Source organism: Shewanella morhuae (genome assembly GCF_900156405.1).
GTDB lineage: Bacteria > Pseudomonadota > Gammaproteobacteria > Enterobacterales > Shewanellaceae > Shewanella > Shewanella morhuae.
The window spans coordinates 42638-62423 of sequence record NZ_FTNN01000013.1 but is presented as its reverse complement, the minus strand read 5'-3'; the positions used below and the strand labels follow the sequence as shown (position 1 = coordinate 62423).

The window sequence follows — 19786 nt, the reverse complement described above, 5'->3', positions numbered from 1 at the left end:
AGTTACACTCAAAAAAGAGAATGTGTTAGTCTCCAGCCTAGTGAACCTATTTATAAGATTGATTTAAGGAATTTTCATGAAAAAAGCATTACTTATGGCTGCGGCCTTGTTACTGGCGCCAATGGCCGTATTCGCTGCAGATTATCAAGAAGGTGTTCATTACACTGTAATTAATGACGGCCCTGCGACGGCAAAACCAGAAATTACTGAGTTTTTCTCCTTCTATTGTCCACATTGTTATAACTTTTCTAAAACGGTTGTGCCAAAAATTATTGCTGATAAACCTGAAGGCGTAGCTTTTAACCAAGCACACGTTGATTTTATTGGTAAAGAGATGGGTGTAGAAATGTCACGCGCATTTGCTGTGGCGCACCAATTAAATGTCGATGATAAAATCGATAGCGCAATCTTTTCAGCTATCCATGATAAGAAGCAGCATTTCACCAGTCGTGATGATGTTCGCGCTCTTTTTGTTGCTAACGGTGTGGATGGTAAAACCTTCGATGCAGCTGCAGAATCCTTCATGGTAAAAGCGCAAATGGCTAAGATGAAGCGTGATACTGAAAACGCTAAGTTAACTGGCGTACCAGCTCTAGTGGTTAATGGTAAATATCGTGTTGAAACCGGTTCAATCAAATCCTACGATGAGCTATTAGATATCGCATTCTACCTAGCGAAGAAATAGTGCTAATGACGTTATCATTTCGCCGTTATACGAGCGGATGATAGTCGCGTATCCATAGTGTTGTTTAAAGGAGCCTAATGGCTCCTTTTTTTATTGCCGTAATAGCCAATATTGAGTACTTGCGCGAGTTGGCGGCGTCGAGTTAAGCGTTTAAGAACATAATTTATTGAATATATTGATAAAAAATAGGCAAAAAAAACCGTACTTCTTGTAACAGAAAGTACGGACTTGAGCCAAGGGGCTCTTTTTCACCCTGAGTAACATGGTTAATTTAACAGGGAGTCAAAAAATTGGCAAGTGTCATTTTTATGGCTTTTAGCTTTTTTGTAGTTAAGTTCAATATTGATAGTTTAATTAAATCAGGTGATTGAAATTTTAAGCACTCAAAAGTGAAAAATAGTCAGCCAACGATGCAACTCAAACGGTAAAGCTCATGTCTAAAATGGGGAATCAATAACAATCAGAATGTTTATAGGTGGTCATATGAGAGTTTTCCCCGTTTACGCCCCTAAACTAATCGTTAAACATGCGCGTATTTTTCTTACTGGTGTTATTTGGGTTAAAGATTTAGGGCGGCTAGAATTTGAGCGGGGACGGTTTTTACTACCAAGAAAAAGCCTGCCAAAGGTTAAGCAGGCTATTTTAGAACTGAACGAACTCATTGAAGCGCAGAATTATCAAACTCATTCGATTTAAGGCGGGTTCGATTAAGAACTCGCTTAACCGATATCTCATTTAATCAGTATCAGTTTTGCGCCGCACAGTTTAGATTTCGCTGTTTAGCAAACCAACAAGACCAGTCACTTTTTCGTTCCAAGAAGTGAGTTCTTCCTGTAGTTGTTGGTTTTGGTCATTCAATTGCTGATTGCGTTCATTTAAGGTCGACGCTTTTTGCTTCTCTTCTTCAAGCTCCATTTTTAGAAGCTCGATAGTTTCGAGTGCAGCCTGGATTTTGGTTTCCAGTTTGGACAGTAATTCAAGGCTCATCTGGAGAGTCCTATGGTTTCTGGATGGGACTGTGATTCTAGCAGTGCCTTGAACTTAAGGAATAGCAATTCTTGTCGTTTGATTAAAAAACGTACTATTACGGCGTTCTAAATTAAATTTTTTTGCATTTGTTATTAACTCGTTAGTATTCTTGGTTTTATTTTTTATCGGAATGGTTCATGCCATCTAGTCTGCTCACCATACTGCCGTTATTGCTGACCTTAATTTTAGCCTTAGTTCTACGTCGAACGCTGGTGGCTTTAGGTGTCGGTATTGTTTCTGGCGCGCTATTGATTGCTCAGTTTGACCTGCTGCAAACGGGACGGTATTTGTTTGATATTGCTGTTAAGCAATTTTATGCACAAGGAGCTTGGCAAGCGTGGCACCTCAATGTGCTGTTAGCCATGTTACTGCTCGGCAGCATGACACAATTGTTATCTCGTGGTGGCGCAGTTGGTCAGTTTGGTGATTGGTTATATAGCCGTATCCGCACTGAGCGTCAGGCGCGCCTTGGCGTCGTATTTCTTGGTTGGTTAGTGTTTATTGACGGAATCTTTAGTTGTTTGGCAGTTGGCCATGTTTGCCAGCCTCTGAGCCAGCGTTATGGTATTCGCCATGAACAACTTGCCTATTTGGTTGATTCAAATGCTTCGCCTCTATGTTCGTTACTCCCTTTCTCCAGTTGGGGCCCTTATGTGATGGCGCTTATCGCAGGGATCAGTTTTTTACCTATATCGCCGTTAGAAGCATTTATTGAAGTGGCCTTATTTAACTTTTACGCCATCGTTACCTTAGGTTTGTCGGTGCTGGTTGCTTGGTATGGCGTCGGGTTTCGACCTTTTGTTGCTGCGACCGTGGTGGAGCCCTCTAGTGCAGTCGAGACCAAGGGTAATCCTTGGCTACTCGCTATCCCGATGCTGACTCTGTTATTGGCATCTGTGGGCCTAACTTTGTGGTCTGGGGCTCAACAAGTCGCAGGTTGGGATGTGTCGCTATGGCTGGCTAAAGCTGATATTGGCGCTTCTATGCGTGATGCTTGTTTGTTGGCGACCTTGGTCACTCTGATTATGTTGGGCTTATCTGGTCGACGTTTAACGGCGTTAGTGGGGGATTTGAGCCACGGGGTGCGCATGATCGCCTTCGCCATTGCGATTTTACTCTGCACTTGGATGATTGGCGCTGTGATCCAAGATCTTGGTGTCGCAAAATTATTGGCGGCTTGGGCTAAGGCTTATCTTTCTCCGCACTTGCTGGTAGCGGGAATGTTTTTACTTTGTGCAATTATGGCTTTTGCCACGGGCTCGAGTTGGGGCACGTTCGCCATTATGATCCCTATTGGCGCTGAGATTGCGCATAACCTTGACCCTCATCTGTTATTGCCGGTATTGAGCGCTGTGATGGCGGGGTCAGTTTTTGGCGATCACTGTTCGCCCATCTCAGATACTAGCGTGCTCAGTGCCACCAGTTCAGGTTGCGCACCCCATGACCATGTGGTGACTCAACTGCCCTTTGCGTTAATCGCTGCATGTTCGGCCTTGATTGGATTTCAATTAGTGAATTTAGCCGTACCAACACCATTAGTGTGGTTGGGAGTGGTTAGCTGTGGTGTGGGTTTATTTATCTTGATGGCGCGTTTTTACACGCCTTGGCCTAAGTTAATCACGCAGACATAAAACTTAAATATCACTAGAATGCCCTAAGGTTTGAATTGAACCCTTTATTCAAATGTACTGATTTAAGAGATGATTAATATGAGTATTACCCGTTTAGATGTTGGTGCTCGCATGAGTAGCGTAGTGATCCACCAAGGTGCAGTGTATTTATGTGGCCAAGTGGCGAAAGATAAGTACCAAAATATTACGGAACAAACCGTCACTATGCTCGAGGAAGTGGATACCTTGCTCGCGCAGGCGGGCAGTTCACGCGAACACTTATTATCAGTGACTATTTATTTGAAAGATATGGCAGATTATGATGCGATGAATGCCGTATGGGATGCTTGGGTTCCTAAAGGCCATGCGCCTGCTCGAGCTTGCGTACAAGCGGCGATTGCAGAACCTGAGTATTTAGTTGAAGTCTCGGTTATTGCGGCTGTTGCGGAGTAAGAAATACGCGCTAAAGGGCAGTGTACGGTGGCGCTGACATAGCTAATACCGAGAGATTATGACCAGTTATTAATGGTTGAAAATGAGCATAATAATATTTTTTTATCGGTTAGGCCTTGAAGCGCATGCGCTTCTATTGACTTTATTCCTGTCGCTCCCTAGTCTGCTTGTTCAGTAAATAAGGTGGTATGCGATGGAAATAACTTACAATTTAAAATCTGCGTCCGAGCGCCGTACTGAGCAATTCAAGCCCGAGGGGAATGTGGGCTTTGGTAGCCTCAGAACCGATCATATGTTTTTGATGGATTATCATGACGGACAATGGTGCGATCCGCGCATCGTTCCTTATGGTCCATTTGAAATGGCACCGGGTGCAATGGCGTTGCATTATGGCCAGTCGATCTTCGAAGGCGCGAAAGCCTTTATGCACGAAGATGGCGAGATTTATACTTTCCGTATTAATAAGAATGCCGAGCGGATGAATCGCTCCGCCGATATCGTCTGTATTCCTAATATCGATGAACAAGTGCAGATGGATGCGATCAATGCGTTGATCGATGTCGATCGCCTGTGGTTCCCGATGCAAGAAGGTGCGTGTCTGTATATTCGCCCCTTTATTTTTGCGACCGAAGACCGTCTCTCTGTTAGCCCAAGCACGCGTTATACCTTCTGTGTGGTATTAAGCCCAAGTGGTGCTTATTACGCAGCGGGTGTCAACAAAGGCATACGCTTACTGATCAGCAAAACTTTCCATCGCGCGGTATCGGGCGGCACTGGCGCCTCAAAAGCGGCGGGTAACTATGCGGCTTCGTTGCGTGCGGGTAAAGCTGCGGCAGCCTTTGGTGCATCGCAAGTGTTATATCTCGACTCGACCAATCAACAGATTGAAGAAGCGGGCGCGATGAACCATTTTCATATCTTGAAAGATGGCACTGTGATTATTCCTACCTTCACAGATACCATTCTTAAGTCGATCACCTCGCAATCCATCATGGAATTGGGTGAGATGCTCGGATGTGAAGTGCGCCAAGAGACTGTCATGCTTGATCAATTTATCGCCGACATCGAATCTGGTGAAATTATCGAAGCGGGTGGTTTTGGTACTGCGGCCGTGGTTTCAGCTGTGGGCTCCTACATTTTTGAAGATGGCCACATAGTCACTGTCGGTAATGGTGAAGTGGGCGAGCATGTTCAGCGCATCTACAAACTCTATACCGAAATCCAAAAGGGCCACATTCAAGGTCCAGAAGGCTGGGTTAAGCGTGTTGAACGTTTAGCAAAGTAAGGATGTTGTGGTGATGATTAAAGGCTCCTAGGAGCCTTTTTTAGTGGCTGATTTTGACGATGACATTTGTAGGCTTCGCCTCAAAATCAAATCAAATCAAATCGGCTGTGGCTTAGATTGATTCTTGAGTAAAGTTAAAAAGTCCGCGGCACTTAAGGGTTTACTGAGTAAGAAACCTTGTACCTGATCGCAACCTTGCATCGCCAAGAAGTTGAGTTGTTCTTGGGTCTCTACGCCTTCGGCGACAACGTTGAGGTCTAAACTGTGGGCGAGGGCGATAATGGCGCTGGTGATGGCCGCATCGTCGGGATGATTGGTGATGCCTCTGACGAACTCTCGATCAATTTTCAGCGTGTCTATCGGGAAGCGTTTGAGATAACTTAGGCTCGAATAACCCGTCCCAAAATCATCCACCGCTATGGTCAAGCCTAGGGCTTTGAGTTTAGAGAGAATACTGACCGACTCCTGCGGATTGCCCATGATCATCGACTCTGTCAGTTCAAGCTCAAGGGATTGTGCTGGTAGACCAGAAACTGCCAAGGCCACTTCTATGGTGGAGATAATATCAGCCTTAAGCTGGCGCGCCGATAGGTTAACGGCGACAGTGATACCATTGAATCCTAAGCTGTTCCATTCGGCTAATTGCTGGCAAGCATGATTGATTACCCAATGGCCAATTTGGGTGATTATGCCGGTTTCTTCCGCCAGCGGAATAAACTCGACGGGGGAGATGGGGCCAAGTTCAGTGTGATGCCAACGTAAAAGCGCTTCTATCCCAGTCAGCGAGCCATCTTTTAAACAGAACTTAGGCTGATAAACTAAGCTCAACTCGTTGCGCTGAATCGCCTGTTTTAACCCACTTTCGAGTTGCACATGGCGCGTGGCAATTTCATTTAATTTAGAAGTATAAAACTGGAAGTTATTCCTGCCTGATGATTTTGCGTGGTACATGGCAGTATCGGCAAATTTAATCAGCGAGTCGGCGTTGTCGGCATCGTTTGGATAGAGACTGATACCGATAGAGGTCGAAATGGTCAGCGTTTTATCGTCTAATAAAAAGGGCGTTTGGAATGCTCTGAGCACTTTTTCTGAGATCAAAGTAGCGGCTTTGGTTTTGGCCACTCCTTCTAAAATAATGGTAAATTCGTCACCGCCTAAGCGTGCAACCGTATCGCCATCGCGCACTGCATTTTGCAGTCTTCTGGCAACGGCTTTGAGCAGTAAATCGCCGACATGGTGACCCATGGAGTCGTTGATATGTTTAAAGCGGTCGAGATCTAAAAACAGTAAGGCGACGATATTGTTCGCTCTATGCGCTTGGGTTATCGCGTGATTAAGCCTGTCTTGGAACAAGGTTCGGTTGGGTAGGCCAGTTAACGTGTCGAAACTGGCGAGGAAACGCAGATCTTCTTCGGCTTTTTTTCGCTCTGTAATGTCGGTAAATACCGCAACGAAGTGGCTGGTTTCACCTTTAATGTCGATAACTTGGTTGATCTCTAGCCAGACTAGAATTGCCTGCCGTTGTTTATTGCGGATCCACAGTTCCCCAACCCAATGTTTATGACGCAGCAGCTGCTGTTCAATGGTATTGAACAATTCACGCTGTTGGCGGCCAAAGGCTAAGTGAGTAAAATGTCTGTCGCTGATTTGGCGTTCTGTGTAGCCTGTTATCGTGCAAAATGCAGGGTTTACTGAGCGAATGCGATAGTCTAGGCCCGCTACGACAACGGCTTCATTCATGCTGTTGAGCACTTGTGAGGACAAGACCAACTCGTTCTCAATCAGCTTACGAGAGGTGATGTTACGGTTAGTCCCTGTCATGCGGATCGGGTTATCTAAACTATCTTTTTCAACCACTTTGCCACGATCTAAAATCCATACCCAATTACCCGGTGAGCGTTCGACACGGTACTCGGCTTCGAAGAAAGGTGAGCGGCCTTGAAGATGCTCGTTTAGCTCAAGTTTGAATCTCTCTCTGTCTTCTGAGTGCATGCTCTCATGGGCAATATTGCTGCTATTCCAATGGGGAATCGAAGCATCCATATTGGTACGATAGACTCGATTTTCGGGTATGTTCCAGTCCCACATGCCATCGCCAGATGCCCACAGTGCCAGCTTTAGTCGCTCCTCAGAGGCGCGGATACTGGTTTCAAATTCACTTTGTATGTGACGTTTCTTTTTACGCCAGCGAATAATCCAAACCAGCAAGCCTAATGTGAGTAAGAAATAAAGGGCGTAGGCGAACTGAGTGCGATAGAAGGGGGCTTGTACATTCAGATCGACAAGCAGTGCATAGGCACCTGCTGAGTTGTATTGTAGGCCATGGCGAACATGCAATCGGTAATGACCAGGATTGATGTTAGTGAAGGTGATTTCATTGCCTGTGGGTAGCTCATGCCATTCGTTATCAAATCCTTCAAGATAATAGCTAAAACGATTTTTACCTGTGTAGCTGAAATCCAATGAGGTCACCTCAAAACTGATCAGCTGATCGCTATAGTCCATCACTATGCTAGGGGGGCGGCTTAAATCGAGAATCGTATGGTCTTTTCCCGCAATGCTATAGCCTGTGAGCGCGACTTTAACATCGGGTCGTTGATCCGGAATCAACTTGGGATTAAAACGATTGATACCATTAATGCCACCAAACCAGAGATCGCCATCGCTGTCTTGCAGTTTTACACCACCGTTAAACTCCAGCGCCTGTAATCCCTCTTGCTCGTTGAATATGATGACACGATTGGTTTTAGGATTTAGTTTGCCTATGCCCGCATTACTGCTAAACCAAATATTATGTTGTTGGTCTTCTAATAAGGCGTAGATAGTATCGCTTGGTAATCCCTGATCGCGGGTGTAATGGGTAAAGCCTGCATTGGCATCTTGAGAAGGTAATATACTGATGCCACCATGGGTGGCGAACCACACCTCGCCCGCCTGAGTCACTAAAATATCGCGGACACGGTTATTGATTAAGCTTTTCTTATTAGCAGCTTGATGGAAGTAAGATTTCCCTATACCCGTCTGCATGTCCAGTTTCAACAAACCATCGAGTGTACCAATCCATAGCGTATCTTTATGTGCTCTGAGGATTAAAAGTTGGTTTTGTGCTGGAGAGAAATGGTCAATATTCGCCAATGAGATAAAAGTAAACTCATCGTTATCTATAGCCTTGCGATAGAGGGCGTGAGTCGTTGCTACCCAGAGATGGCCTTGATCATCAATTTCTAGATTACGAATATAATTGGCTTCAGAGCCTTGGTCCGTACTTGCAGTGACCTTGAGTAATTGGAATTCTCCCTCTGGCGACAACCGGCCGAGTCCATAGTTAGTCGCAAACCAGAGCACGCCCGCTTTGTCTTGATCAATATCTCGCAGGGTGAGATTTAAATTGCGTTGATGCATCCCTAAGGCGTTCGCAAATCTCTCCGTAAAGTGCTCATATTGCCCGTTCGTTAATATGCGCTTAAGCCCTGCGCCTTCAGTACCTATCCAGAGGGCATCATCTTTACTGCGGAACAAGGTGCGAATATTGTTACTCTGTTGCGACAGATCTGGGGTGTATTCGAAAATATGCTGAAAATACTGGCGGCGGGTATTTATTTTATCTAAGCCCGAATAACTGGCGCCTAACCATAAATTACCAAAGGGATCTTGCAGCAAACTCAGTATGTTGTTTTCACTGATACTGTTGGTGCGCTTAGGATCATACCTGTGGTAAGTCGCATTAAATGCTTTGTTGTTTCTCTCCAGTTGAATAAGACCCGCTTCAGGCCCGACGACCCAAAAATCACCCTGTTCAGTTTGGATAAAATCCTTGATATAAGGCACGTTATCGTCGGTCTGCCAAAGGATTTCGCCCTGTTGCGAGGCTAAGTTGTAGTGCCATAGCTGTCCACCGAGCGCTAAGCTGAGCGAATAGGCCGAGTTCGCTTTAATTTGATAGGCCGTGACATTTTGCGGCACGTTCAAGCGGGTGATGGTATTTGCACTGACAGCAAAGGTGCCGCTATCTTGGGTTCCAGCTAACAGATAAGTGTTTTCAACATTGGCTAGGCTTGTGATATGGGGTTCGACACTATTACCTAAACTCACTTGGGTAATGCGTTTAGTTTTGATCGATAGGGAAAATAGTCCTGCTTTAGTGCCAATCCAGAGTGTATTACCCACTATGCTGAGTTTAGTGGTGAGGGGATCGGTTAAGCCTTGTTCTTGGCCAAAGTGTTCAAAGGTCCCAGTGCTCAAATCGAGTCGATTGACTCCTTGGCTGAACGTGGAAACCCAGATGTAGCCTTCTGAATCTTGAATAATGTCAGAGACATAACTTTCAGAAATACTGTTAGGATCGTTGGGTGAGTGGGTGAAAATATTGAAGTTATGACCATTATAGGCATGCAAACCATCTTGAGTGCCAATCCACAACATGCCAGCACTGTCCATAAACAGGCTGGTAATTGTATTCTGGTTGAGACCATCTTCACTGCGAATATGTTCAAATTTAAGCTGTGTAAAAGCCGCACTCAAGGGTTGCGTTAATCCATTGCACGATATCCCCCACAAACTTAGGATACAAAGCGCGCTTAGCACAAGCTTGTGGATTAGTTGACTCAAATTTTCCCCTACCAAAAAACGGACCCATCCTGATTAGGTTTCTATTTAGTTTAGTTCTTAGCCTAGACCTTAAATGCCATTTTGTTGTAAAAATTTAGTTTAAATAACTGACTTGGTTTAAAAATAACCAAAATCGATGGGCGCGATTCTATCACAGATCATGCGATAGCTTAAATATACTGTTTCAGTGTCTTTGTGCTGGTTATGACGAGCTTTTTTTCCCGTGTTTAAGCTTAAGAATCTTAGCACTGTTTAAGATAGGCCAACATATGATGCTGCGACAAATGCAGCGAAAACCAGTGCGCAGAGTCACTAAAATCATGAAGGGGAATAGAAAAAGACCTTGCCGGAAGGGGGAGAAGCAAGGTCTTTGGTTGAACTGTTTTAGCGTTTAGATGGCAGGGTTAAACTTGCATTGACTCAGTTACGTCCATAGTCAAGGTCAAGATCCAAATACGCTTGTGTATTTATGATCCGTTCACGCTCTGCAAACGACACCATCTGCTCGGCAATACTGCCACTGTCACCTTGCTCAAGAATGGTGCGCAAGGTGTGCTGACAAGCATGGATAGTCGCTCGCTGTAAGTCTGAGGGAATAATGATGAACTTGTATCCCAATGCTTGCAGTCTGTCCTTCGACACCAGCGGTGTTTTACCACTGTGGAACATATTGATGAGCTTAGGCTGCTTAATATGTTTAGCGATCAATTCAATTTGCTCAACGGTTTCGGGTGCTTCGACAAAGATCACGTCGGCACCTGCCGCTAAATACGCTTGTGAGCGTTCAATTGCAGCGTTGAATCCTTCAACGGCGATCGCATCAGTGCGGGCAATTAAGATAAAATCTGGATCAGTTTGGCTGTCCTTGGCGACATGGATCTTATGCACCATTTCTTGGGTACTCACCAAAGATTTATCATTCAGATGGCCGCAACGCTTTGGAAAGGTTTGATCTTCCAAATGCAAGGCTGCGACACCGGCTCGCTCAAAGGCTTTTACTGTGCGGCTCACGTTGATGGCATTACCAAACCCAGTATCCGCATCCGCTATGATAGGCACTTGAGTCACTTCGACCATCTGTTCTAGCCGATGCAACACTTCGCTAAAGCTCAGCATGCCTATATCGGGGAAACCACAACTTCTCGCAATCGCGCCGCCACTGGCGTAAATCAACTTAAAACCTGTCTGTTCGGCTAAACGTGCCGTCATTCCATCGTAAACACCGGGCGCGACGTGAATATCATCACCACTTAGCATTTGTCGTAATGCCGTTGTTTTTTTCATTTGAATTATCTTCCTTGTGCGCCTTTAGCTATTAATCCAGAACCCTGTAGACGATTAGAAACAATCGCTCGGTACTCGCACAAAACCTTCCATCAGTACGCGGGCGCTGCGGCTCATAATGGCTTTAACCACAGTCCACTGCCCGTCAACCATTGACGCCTCTGCGCCGACGCGCAAGGTGCCAGAGGGATGACCAAAGCGCACCGCATCTATTTTGTCCTTAGTGTCTCCGCCAGCGGCTAAGTTAACTAAGGTGCCAGGAATAGCTGCTGCGGTGCCAATAGCTACCGCAGCTGTGCCCATCATGGCGTGGTGCAGTTTGCCCATGGACAGGGCGCGCACTAATAAGTCGATGTCGCTTACATTGACGGTTTTGCCACTCGATGACACATAGGTTTGGGGTTTAGCAACAAAAGCCACTTTGGGCGTATGTTGGCGCGTAATCGCTTCATCTATATGCGAAATCAGGCCCATACGCACAGCGCCATAGGCGCGAATGGTTTCAAATTTAGCCAGTGCCGCCGTGTCGCTGTTAATATCATCCTGCAGCTCAGCGCCTGTGTAGCCTAAGTCCTCAGCATTGATAAAAATGGTGGGAATGCCAGCGTTAATCATAGTGGCCTTAAAGCTGCCAATACCCGGCACTTCTAGCACATCAACAACATTGCCCGTCGGGAACATGCTGCCACTCCCTCCGTTAGAATTGGCATCTTCGTCAGCAGCCGGATTCATAAATTCGATTTGCACTTCGGCGGCGGCAAAGGTCACACCATCGAGCTCAAAATCCCCTGTTTCTTGCACTTCACCTTGGGTGATGGGTACATGGGCGATAATGGTTTTGCCTATGTTGGCTTGCCAAATACGCACAGTGCAGATGCCATTTTGTGGAATGCGGGCCGTATCAATTAAGCCATTGCTGATGGCAAAGGCGCCGACGGCGGCGGTTAAGTTGCCGCAGTTACCACTCCAATCGACAAAGGGTTTATCGATGGCCACTTGGCCGAACAGGTAATCGACATCGTGATCGGTTTGGGTGCTAGGGGAGAGGATCACAGTTTTACTGGTGCTTGAGGTGGCAGCGCCCATGCCATCAATTTGTTTACCGTAGGGATCTGGGCTACCAATCACTCGCAGTAACAAGGCATCACGGGCAGGGCCGGCAACTTGTGCGGCTTTCGGCAAATCCTGCAGACGGAAAAACACGCCTTTACTGGTGCCGCCGCGCATATAGGTCGCAGCAACTTTGATTTGTGGCGCGTGGGGTGTTGAAGTATTCATACATTGACTCCAAAAGGACTCCCAATGGAATCCAAATGAGCGCCAGTAACTTAATTGGGGAAGTTATTGGCGCTCGGTTTAGCTAGCTAATATCTAAGCGTCGATTCAAGTGCCGACTCTGGCTTGACTCAAACAAGATTCGATTTAAGCCTGATTCGATTCGAGAAAGTCCTGCGCGAAGCGTTGCAATACGCCGCCTGCTTCATAGATCGAGACTTCTTCGGCGGTATCGAGACGACAGGTTACTGGCACTTCGATGCGCTCACCGTTTTTACGGGTGATGACGACGGTCAAATCTGCTCGTGGCGCTGGCGTGCCGAGGACATCGAACACTTCGGTGCCGTCGATGGCGTAAGTCGCGCGGTTGTCGCCGGCTTTAAATTCCAGCGGCAACACGCCCATACCCACTAAGTTAGTGCGATGAATGCGCTCGAAACCTTCGGCAATAATGGCCTCAACCCCTGCTAAACGCACGCCTTTGGCGGCCCAGTCGCGGGACGAACCTTGGCCGTAGTCTGCACCCGCGATAATGATCAGCGGTTGCTTACGTTCCATATAGGTTTCAATCGCTTCCCACATGCGCGTCACTTGGCCTTCGGGCTCGATACGCGTCAGTGAACCTTGTTGCACTTTACCGTCAACGATTGCCATCTCGTTTTTAAGCTTGGGATTGGCAAAGGTCGCACGCTGGGCGGTTAAGTGATCGCCCCTGTGGGTGGCATAGGAGTTAAAGTCTTCCTCCGGCAAGCCCATTTTGTGCAGGTATTCGCCCGCGGCGCTGTCGAGCATAATGGCGTTCGACGGTGATAAATGGTCTGTGGTGATGTTGTCACCCAGCACCGCCAGTGGCCGCATGCCTTTTAATGTGCGCTCTCCGGCCAATGCGCCTTCCCAGTAAGGTGGGCGACGAATATAAGTAGATTGCGGACGCCAATCGTACAGCGGGCTAATTTGCTCGCCGTAATCGACGGCTAAATCGAACATAGGCTCGTACACTTTGCGGAATTGCTCAGGTTTAACACTGGTCGCAATCACGGCATCGATTTCTTCATCCGATGGCCAAATGTCGATAAGTTTGACTGGTTTACCATCATGATCTAATCCCAGCACATCCTTTTCGATATCGAAACGTATGGTGCCAGCTATCGCGTAGGCGACGACCAATGGCGGCGAGGCCAAAAAGGCTTGTTTGGCATAGGGGTGAATACGGCCATCAAAATTACGGTTACCCGATAACACTGCGGTGGCGTACAAGTCGCGGTCGATCACTTCTTTTTGAATCACAGGATCCAGCGCGCCGCTCATGCCGTTACATGTCGTGCAGGCAAAACCAACAATGCCAAAACCGAGCTGTTCAAGCTCTGGTAATAGCTTGGCTTCTTCTAAATATAATTGCACCGCTTTAGAGCCGGGTGCCAGTGAGGTTTTGACCCAAGGTTTGCGGCTTAAGCCTTTAGCGTTGGCGTTGCGGGCAATCAGACCAGCAGCAATCACGTTGCGTGGGTTACTGGTGTTAGTACAGCTGGTAATTGCTGCGATAATCACAGCACCATCGGGCATTAAGCCGGGTTCGTTTTCGACTACGCCGCTAATTCCGCGCTCAGCCAATTCTGATGTTGGCACCCGTGCATGTGGGTTTGATGGCCCTGCAATGGTGCGCACCACCGAGGATAAATCAAAACGCAAAACCCGTGGATAGTGCACTTCGGTCAAGCTGTCGGCCCATAAACCTGCGGTTTTGGCATAGGTTTCAACCAGTTTAACTTGCTCGGCTTCGCGGCCCGTTAAGGTCAAATAATCAAGGGTTTGCTGGTCGATGTAGAACATGGCCGCAGTGGCACCAAATTCAGGCGTCATGTTCGAAATCGTGGCGCGATCGCCGAGTGTCAGCGCTGCTGCGCCTTCACCGAAGAACTCTAAGTAAGAGGAGACGACTTTTTGTGCGCGTAGAAACTCGGTCAAGGCCAATACGATATCGGTAGCCGTAATGCCAGGCTGTGGCCTGCCCGTGAGCTCGACACCGATAATGTCCGGAAGACGCATATAAGAGGCGCGGCCCAGCATCACACTTTCGGCTTCTAGCCCGCCGACACCAATGGCGATAACGCCCAGAGCATCAACGTGTGGCGTGTGGCTGTCGGTGCCAACTAAAGTGTCGGGGAAGGCCACGCCATTGCGAGCATGCACCACAGGCGACATACGCTCTAAGTTAATTTGGTGCATGATGCCGTTACCCTGAGGGATAACATCAATGTTTTTAAAGGCTTTTTGCGTCCAATCAATAAAGTGGAATCTGTCTTCGTTGCGTCTGTCTTCGATAGCGCGGTTTTTGGCAAAGGCGTCTTTATCAAAGCCACCAAACTCAACGGCGAGTGAGTGATCCACAATGAGTTGTGTTGGTACAACAGGGTTTACTTTAGCGGGATCGCCACCTTTAGCGGCAATCGCATCACGCAGGCCAGCAAGGTCAACTAAGGCGGTTTGCCCCAAAATGTCGTGGCAGACCACGCGGGCAGGAAACCAAGGGAAATCAAGTTCTTGCTTAGATTCGATAATTTGTTTCAGCGAGGCGGTTAAGTCCGCAGGTGTGCAGCGGCGGACTAAGTTTTCAGCCAGCACGCGCGAGGTATAAGGTAGCTTGGCGTACGCGCCGGGTGTAATGGCTTCAATTGCTTCACGGGTGTCGAAATAATCGAGTTTGGTGCCGGGTAAGGGCTTGCGATATTGGGTATTGATAGCAGTGTTCATAACATCATCCATTTCGGAAAATGAAGTTGGCGCGAGACTGTCCTTTAACAAAAATCTCGCGCCAAGAGTCGTTAGCTTGGCTTAACGGTTGGCAATGGGGACGACTTTGCGTGGTGCAACGCCCACATAATCGGCACTTGGGCGGATGATGCGGTTGTTAGAGCGTTGCTCCATCACGTGTGCAGCCCAGCCTGTGACCCGTGAACACACGAAAATTGGCGTGAACAACTTAGTCGGAATGTCCATGTAGTGATACGCGCTGGCGTGGAAAAAATCTGCATTACAGAAGAGTTTTTTCTGTTCCCACATTAGGGCTTCACAGGCAACCGATACGCGGTATAGACGGTCGTCACCGTTGGCGGCAGCCAGTTTTTCTGACCATTCTTTGATGATGGCATTACGTGGATCGCTGTCGCGGTAAATCGCGTGGCCAAAGCCCATGATCTTATCTTTACGCTCCAGTTTGCCCATTAAGATGTCGCGCGCATCGGCTTCATCTTTCATGTCTTGGATCAGTTCCATCGCCGCTTCGTTCGCGCCGCCATGCAGCGGGCCGCGCAGTGAACCAATGGCGCCAGTGACGCACGAATGCATGTCTGACAGAGTTGAAGCACAGACGCGAGCGGTAAAGGTTGATGCGTTAAATTCATGTTCTGCATAAAGAATTAACGATACGTCCATCACTTTAGCATGCAGTGCCGACGGCGCTTTACCGTGTAATAAATGCAAGAAGTGCGCGCCAATTTGATCGTCATCGGTTTCGGTTTCAATACGCACGCCATCGTGGCTAAAGCGATACCAGTAACAAATAATCGATGGGAATGCAGCCAGTAAGCGGTCAGATATTTCACTTTGCTGGCTAAAGCTGTGCTCGGCTTCTAAGTTACCTAGCATAGAGCAACCAGTACGCATCACATCCATAGGGTGAGCATCGGCAGGAATGCGCTCTAATACTTCTTTTAAGGCTTGCGGTAAGCCGCGCATGCCTTTGAGTTTGGTTTTATAGGCGTCAAGCTGAGCTTGAGTGGGTAGCTCACCGTAAAGAATTAGATAAGCGACTTCTTCGAAGGTGGCATTTTCACCAAGATCTTTCACATCATAACCGCGGTATGTTAGGCCGCTGCCCGATACGCCCACTGTGCTTAATGCCGTTTCGCCTGCGCTTTGGCCGCGTAATCCTGCACCACTTAGTTTTTTAGCTTCTGACATAATGTTTCCCTTCCGTTAACTCTGTTTGGTTATCGTTGATGCATTGCAGTTTAGGTAAGGTGCTAGTGCGCCAACATTTATTGGTTAAGGTTGTACTTCCTGTTTACGCTGCATTGTAGGGTGCAGTTAGCCAGTTATTTATCTTGGCTAAACAGTTGATCTAACTTGTCTTCAAAGGCGTGGTAGCCCAAGTATTTATACAAATCGTTACGAGTTTGCATTGTGTCTAACACATTGCGTTGATGACCATCATTCATCAGCGCTTGCATCACGTTCAGTGCCGCTTGGTTGGCTGCACGGAAAGTACCGAGTGGATAAAGCACCATGTCGGCGCCCGCTTGCGCCAGTTCTTCTTTATTAAATAGCTGGGTTTGACCAAATTCAGTCATGTTGGCCAAAATTGGTGCTTTTACTTGCGCTTTAAAGTGGCGATATTGGTCTAGCTCAGTTAAGGCTTCGGCAAAAATCATGTCTGCACCGGCGGCGATATAAGCTTGAGCGCGTTCAATACCTGCTTCTACCCCTTCAACGGCAACCGCATCGGTACGTGCCATGATGACAAAGTTAGGATCGATACGGGCATCAACTGCCGCTTTAATGCGATCGACCATTTCTTCTATGCTCACCACCGCTTTGTTAGGTCTGTGGCCGCAACGCTTTTGCGACACTTGGTCTTCCATGTGCACGGCAGCAACACCGATTTTTTCAAATTCTTTGATGGTGCGAGCAATATTGAATGCGCCGCCCCAGCCAGTATCGATATCGACCAATAAAGGCACTTGTGTGGCAGAGGTGATACGACCCGCATCAATCAGCACGTCGCTCATTGAGGTCATGCCTAAGTCCGGCAAACCGTATGACGCATTGGCAACGCCAGCACCCGAAAGATACAAGGCTTGGAAGCCAGTTTGCTCTGCCATCAAGGCAAAATAGGCATTGGTGGTGCCAACGATTTGTAACGGTTTAGCCTTAGCAAGAGCTTGGCGAAAACGTAATCCTGCGCTTTGGGTCATGGTCTTGTCCTTCTATTTATCCATTGTTTGGCATGTGAGCCGTAAGAATTTAGCTGATGTTCGCTAAGGTTTCTTTTGCGGCGGCATTGGCTTGCAATTCAATTAAGCGTAATTCGGTATTTTTACGTCCCTGTTCGATATGGCGGCGCATTAACAAACTTGCCAGTTCACCATCGCGCTGGGCAATGGCCTCGACTATGCGTCTGTGCTCGGCAATCGCTTTTACGGGACGATTTTTATTGGTGCATTGGTAACGATACATACGTAGCAAGTGATACAGACCACCGACTAGGGTTTCCTGTAAGTGTTTATTGCCACTGGCTTGAATGATTTGGTAGTGAAAATCGACATCGCCTTCTTCTTGGAAGTAGGTATCACCCTTTGCGAGCGCGGCATCTTGGCAGGCGAGTAAATCTTCTAACTTGGCTAACTGCTCAGGGGTGATGCGACTGGCAGCGAGCTCGCAGGCCATACCTTCAAGCACGCTACGAAGTTGATATAAATCGTTAAGTTCGCTAACGGTGAGCTGTGCGACGCGGGCACCAACATGGGGTGAGCGCACCACTAAACGCTGTCTTTCTAAGGTGTGCAGGGCTTCGCGGGTTGGGCCACGACTGATGCCGTATTTTTCGGCTAGCGCTTGCTCATTAATTTTGCTACCTGCTGGCAATTCGCCTTTGATGATGCTGGTTTGGATCTGCACCAAAATTTGATCGGCTAATGTGGTCGACGTTTTATCTGACGAGGTCGATTTGACCTTATGCAGGTGGGAAACTTGTGTGTCATCAGAAATCAACGTCGTGTCTTGCTTCAACATAGCGCGTCACTATTAATGGGATTGTCTACAATGGGTAAAAAATAGCCCTCCCTGAACAGATTGTCAACAATGTGTTTACTTAGACGTAAGTCTATATTTTGAGGGTTTGTTGCTTTATTTGTTGATTTTTATATTTTTTAATTTTTATTTGTGTGTTTAGTATTTTGTTTTATAAATATTTAAAATATTAAATTGTCAACAATGATGCGGTTTTAACCGTACTATCTTGTTGCAGGTGTTTATGGCTTTGGGGTAAATCTTCCAAATGCATTTTGCATGTGTGTCCTTCGCGTTATGCTATGTGCGGAATAACACACTTGGAGGCGACAGTGGAGAAAGTGTTAGTGAGCAGTTGTTTACTCGGTCAAGCGGTGCGTTACGACGGTGGCCATAATTTGATGGAAAGCGATGTTGTACGCACATGGCTTGAGCAAGGGCGGATTGTGGCGATTTGTCCCGAATGTGCGGGCGGGTTGCAGACGCCTAGACCGCCAGCTGAGCGAGTTGGGCAGCGCATCTTAACCGAGCAAGGGGAAGATGTGACGCACGCTTTTAGTCTGGGAGCAAATATTGCCCTTAAGTTAGCGCAGCAAGAAGGGATTAAAGTGGCAGTTTTAAAAGCCCGCAGTCCATCTTGTGGCAATCAGCAGATTTATGATGGCCGTTTTACAAAACAATTAATTGCTGGGCAAGGATTAACGGCAGAAAAACTCTGCGCCGCAGGGATAACCGTCTTTAATGAATTTGAGTTAGTCGCGGCTGCGGCATATATAGCAAAGCTGGAAGCGGGCGCTGTTTGATCCTGTTCTATTTATGATTTAGTTCGTTATTGAATGTGAGTGTTATTAGTGCTGGTGGCGGCATTTTGATAGTCGCGCAGTAAGTCATCAATTTGTTGATCTTTCTCAGCCCATACTTGATTTAACCAGCGCTGGAATTCGACGCGGTACTCAGACTCAGAAAAATAACGTGCTGGGTCAACCTGAGGTACGGGCAGAGCATTAATGCGCACAATGATCTTACTCACTTTGCCGTTCATCACCCCAAACAGAATATCCTCAGGCGCATCGGGATACACAATAGTCATGTCGAGTAGATTGGTAAATTGCTCACCCATAGCAGATAGGGTAAAGGCAATCCCGCCGGCTTTAGGGCGCAATAAGTGTCGATAGGGCGAGTTTTGGCGCTGATGCTTCTGTTTGGTAAAACGGCTGCCCTCGACATAGTTAATAATCGATGTGGGCATTTTTTTGAATTTTTCGCAGGCGCGGCGCGTCGTCTCTAAATCTTTACCCTTAAGCTTTGGATTCTTCTTCAGTTTTGCTGGACTGGTTCGATTCATAAATGGCATATCGAGCGCCCAACAGCCTAGGCCCATAATCGGCACATACATTAGCTCATTTTTGAGGAAGAACTTCAGCATTGGAATATGGTTACGTAATACATAAGTTTGCGCGGCGATATCAAATCCACTGAGATGGTTGCTGATCAGCAAATACCAACTGTTTTTATCCAGCCCTTCAAGCCCTTGTATATCCCACTCAATTTTAGCGATCAAGAATAAAATGCCACCGTTGCAGCTCGCCCACGCCCACATGAAACGATTCATGACGCTGGATACTGCATTACGCGCACCTTGCGTAGGCATCACGATTTTCACTAACCCGCCAAGGCTGATAAGCGAACTCCATATAAAGGTGTTTATAATCAGTAGACTAAAGCTAATTATAAACAACACTGGCCCAGGCAAGAAATTCAACATAATGG

General features: G+C 47.1%; 15 protein-coding genes. 6 read left to right on the top strand and 9 right to left on the bottom strand.

The annotated features are described in order from the left end of the window. The first annotated feature begins 76 nt into the window (after positions 1–76). Both BW947_RS14510 and BW947_RS14505 read left to right on the top strand, forming a co-directional pair. A complete protein-coding gene (locus BW947_RS14510; protein WP_076500742.1) occupies positions 77–685 on the top strand; it encodes a thiol:disulfide interchange protein DsbA/DsbL in 609 nt (202 codons plus the stop codon). Positions 686–1168: 483 nt separating this feature from the next. Then, complete coding sequence (locus tag BW947_RS14505) at positions 1169–1381, top strand: DUF1107 domain-containing protein (protein ID WP_076500740.1); 213 nt, start codon at positions 1169–1171, stop codon at positions 1379–1381. A 69-nt stretch (positions 1382–1450) separates the two neighbouring features. Here the strand turns inward: BW947_RS14505 and BW947_RS14500 are convergent, their stop codons facing one another. Further along, positions 1451–1672: a cell division protein ZapB gene (locus BW947_RS14500; protein WP_076500738.1), complete on the bottom strand. Its 222-nt coding sequence runs from the start codon at positions 1670–1672 to the stop codon at positions 1451–1453. Positions 1673–1851: 179 nt separating this feature from the next. On the opposite strand from BW947_RS14500, the gene BW947_RS14495 reads away from it, so the two are divergent. The 3 genes from BW947_RS14495 to BW947_RS14485 all read left to right on the top strand — a co-directional run bounded on the left by BW947_RS14495 (position 1852) and on the right by BW947_RS14485 (position 5062). Continuing rightward, the gene (locus BW947_RS14495) at positions 1852–3345 is read left to right on the top strand and encodes a Na+/H+ antiporter NhaC family protein (protein ID WP_076500736.1); all 1494 of its coding nucleotides are present in this window, start codon (positions 1852–1854) and stop codon (positions 3343–3345) included. 78 nt (positions 3346–3423) lie between these two features. After that, on the top strand, positions 3424–3777 hold the full coding sequence (locus tag BW947_RS14490) for a RidA family protein (RefSeq protein WP_076500735.1): 354 nt from the start codon (positions 3424–3426) through the stop codon (positions 3775–3777). Positions 3778–3970: 193 nt separating this feature from the next. After that, on the top strand, positions 3971–5062 hold the full coding sequence (locus tag BW947_RS14485; protein WP_076500734.1) for a branched-chain amino acid aminotransferase: 1092 nt from the start codon (positions 3971–3973) through the stop codon (positions 5060–5062). 96 nt (positions 5063–5158) lie between these two features. Here the strand turns inward: BW947_RS14485 and BW947_RS14480 are convergent, their stop codons facing one another. The 7 genes from BW947_RS14480 to BW947_RS14450 form a co-directional block, all read right to left on the bottom strand. After that, the gene (locus tag BW947_RS14480; RefSeq protein WP_076500733.1) at positions 5159–9685 is read right to left on the bottom strand and encodes an EAL domain-containing protein; all 4527 of its coding nucleotides are present in this window, start codon (positions 9683–9685) and stop codon (positions 5159–5161) included. 405 nt (positions 9686–10090) lie between these two features. Then, positions 10091–10954: an isocitrate lyase/PEP mutase family protein gene (locus BW947_RS14475; RefSeq protein WP_076500732.1), complete on the bottom strand. Its 864-nt coding sequence runs from the start codon at positions 10952–10954 to the stop codon at positions 10091–10093. Between the two features lie 54 nt (positions 10955–11008). Beyond that, positions 11009–12232, bottom strand: coding sequence for a 2-methylaconitate cis-trans isomerase PrpF (gene prpF / locus BW947_RS14470; protein WP_076500731.1), 1224 nt, complete (start codon positions 12230–12232; stop codon positions 11009–11011). Positions 12233–12376: 144 nt separating this feature from the next. Then, complete coding sequence (gene acnD / locus BW947_RS14465; protein ID WP_076500730.1) at positions 12377–14980, bottom strand: Fe/S-dependent 2-methylisocitrate dehydratase AcnD; 2604 nt, start codon at positions 14978–14980, stop codon at positions 12377–12379. Positions 14981–15061: 81 nt separating this feature from the next. Then, entirely contained in the window at positions 15062–16189 is a 1128-nt protein-coding gene (gene prpC, locus BW947_RS14460) for a bifunctional 2-methylcitrate synthase/citrate synthase (RefSeq protein WP_076500729.1), read from the bottom strand. Between the two features lie 134 nt (positions 16190–16323). Continuing rightward, positions 16324–17202: a methylisocitrate lyase gene (prpB, locus tag BW947_RS14455; protein WP_076500728.1), complete on the bottom strand. Its 879-nt coding sequence runs from the start codon at positions 17200–17202 to the stop codon at positions 16324–16326. Between the two features lie 49 nt (positions 17203–17251). After that, a complete protein-coding gene (locus BW947_RS14450) occupies positions 17252–18019 on the bottom strand; it encodes a GntR family transcriptional regulator (RefSeq protein WP_076500727.1) in 768 nt (255 codons plus the stop codon). 329 nt (positions 18020–18348) lie between these two features. Here BW947_RS14450 and BW947_RS14445 point away from each other — a divergent pair, with 329 nt between their 5' ends. Continuing rightward, positions 18349–18819: a 2-thiouracil desulfurase family protein gene (locus tag BW947_RS14445; RefSeq protein ID WP_425272281.1), complete on the top strand. Its 471-nt coding sequence runs from the start codon at positions 18349–18351 to the stop codon at positions 18817–18819. A 26-nt stretch (positions 18820–18845) separates the two neighbouring features. On the opposite strand, the gene BW947_RS14440 is transcribed toward BW947_RS14445, so the two are convergent. Continuing rightward, on the bottom strand, positions 18846–19781 hold the full coding sequence (locus tag BW947_RS14440; RefSeq protein ID WP_076500724.1) for an acyltransferase: 936 nt from the start codon (positions 19779–19781) through the stop codon (positions 18846–18848). Positions 19782–19786: the final 5 nt, after the last annotated feature.

What these genes read in the sequence shown, in the direction of transcription:
- BW947_RS14505 (WP_076500740.1), top strand. Translation starts at nt 1,169, where the DNA reads ATGAGAGTTTTCCCCGTTTACGCCCCTAAACTAATCGTTAAACATGCG.
- BW947_RS14475 (WP_076500732.1), bottom strand. Translation starts at nt 10,954, where the DNA reads ATGAAAAAAACAACGGCATTACGACAAATGCTAAGTGGTGATGATATT.
- BW947_RS14510 (WP_076500742.1), top strand. Translation starts at nt 77, where the DNA reads ATGAAAAAAGCATTACTTATGGCTGCGGCCTTGTTACTGGCGCCAATG.
- BW947_RS14500 (WP_076500738.1), bottom strand. Translation starts at nt 1,672, where the DNA reads ATGAGCCTTGAATTACTGTCCAAACTGGAAACCAAAATCCAGGCTGCA.
- prpC (WP_076500729.1), bottom strand. Translation starts at nt 16,189, where the DNA reads ATGTCAGAAGCTAAAAAACTAAGTGGTGCAGGATTACGCGGCCAAAGC.
- BW947_RS14440 (WP_076500724.1), bottom strand. Translation starts at nt 19,781, where the DNA reads ATGTTGAATTTCTTGCCTGGGCCAGTGTTGTTTATAATTAGCTTTAGT.
- acnD (WP_076500730.1), bottom strand. Translation starts at nt 14,980, where the DNA reads ATGAACACTGCTATCAATACCCAATATCGCAAGCCCTTACCCGGCACC.
- prpB (WP_076500728.1), bottom strand. Translation starts at nt 17,202, where the DNA reads ATGACCCAAAGCGCAGGATTACGTTTTCGCCAAGCTCTTGCTAAGGCT.
- prpF (WP_076500731.1), bottom strand. Translation starts at nt 12,232, where the DNA reads ATGAATACTTCAACACCCCACGCGCCACAAATCAAAGTTGCTGCGACC.
- BW947_RS14485 (WP_076500734.1), top strand. Translation starts at nt 3,971, where the DNA reads ATGGAAATAACTTACAATTTAAAATCTGCGTCCGAGCGCCGTACTGAG.
- BW947_RS14450 (WP_076500727.1), bottom strand. Translation starts at nt 18,019, where the DNA reads ATGTTGAAGCAAGACACGACGTTGATTTCTGATGACACACAAGTTTCC.
- BW947_RS14495 (WP_076500736.1), top strand. Translation starts at nt 1,852, where the DNA reads ATGCCATCTAGTCTGCTCACCATACTGCCGTTATTGCTGACCTTAATT.
- BW947_RS14490 (WP_076500735.1), top strand. Translation starts at nt 3,424, where the DNA reads ATGAGTATTACCCGTTTAGATGTTGGTGCTCGCATGAGTAGCGTAGTG.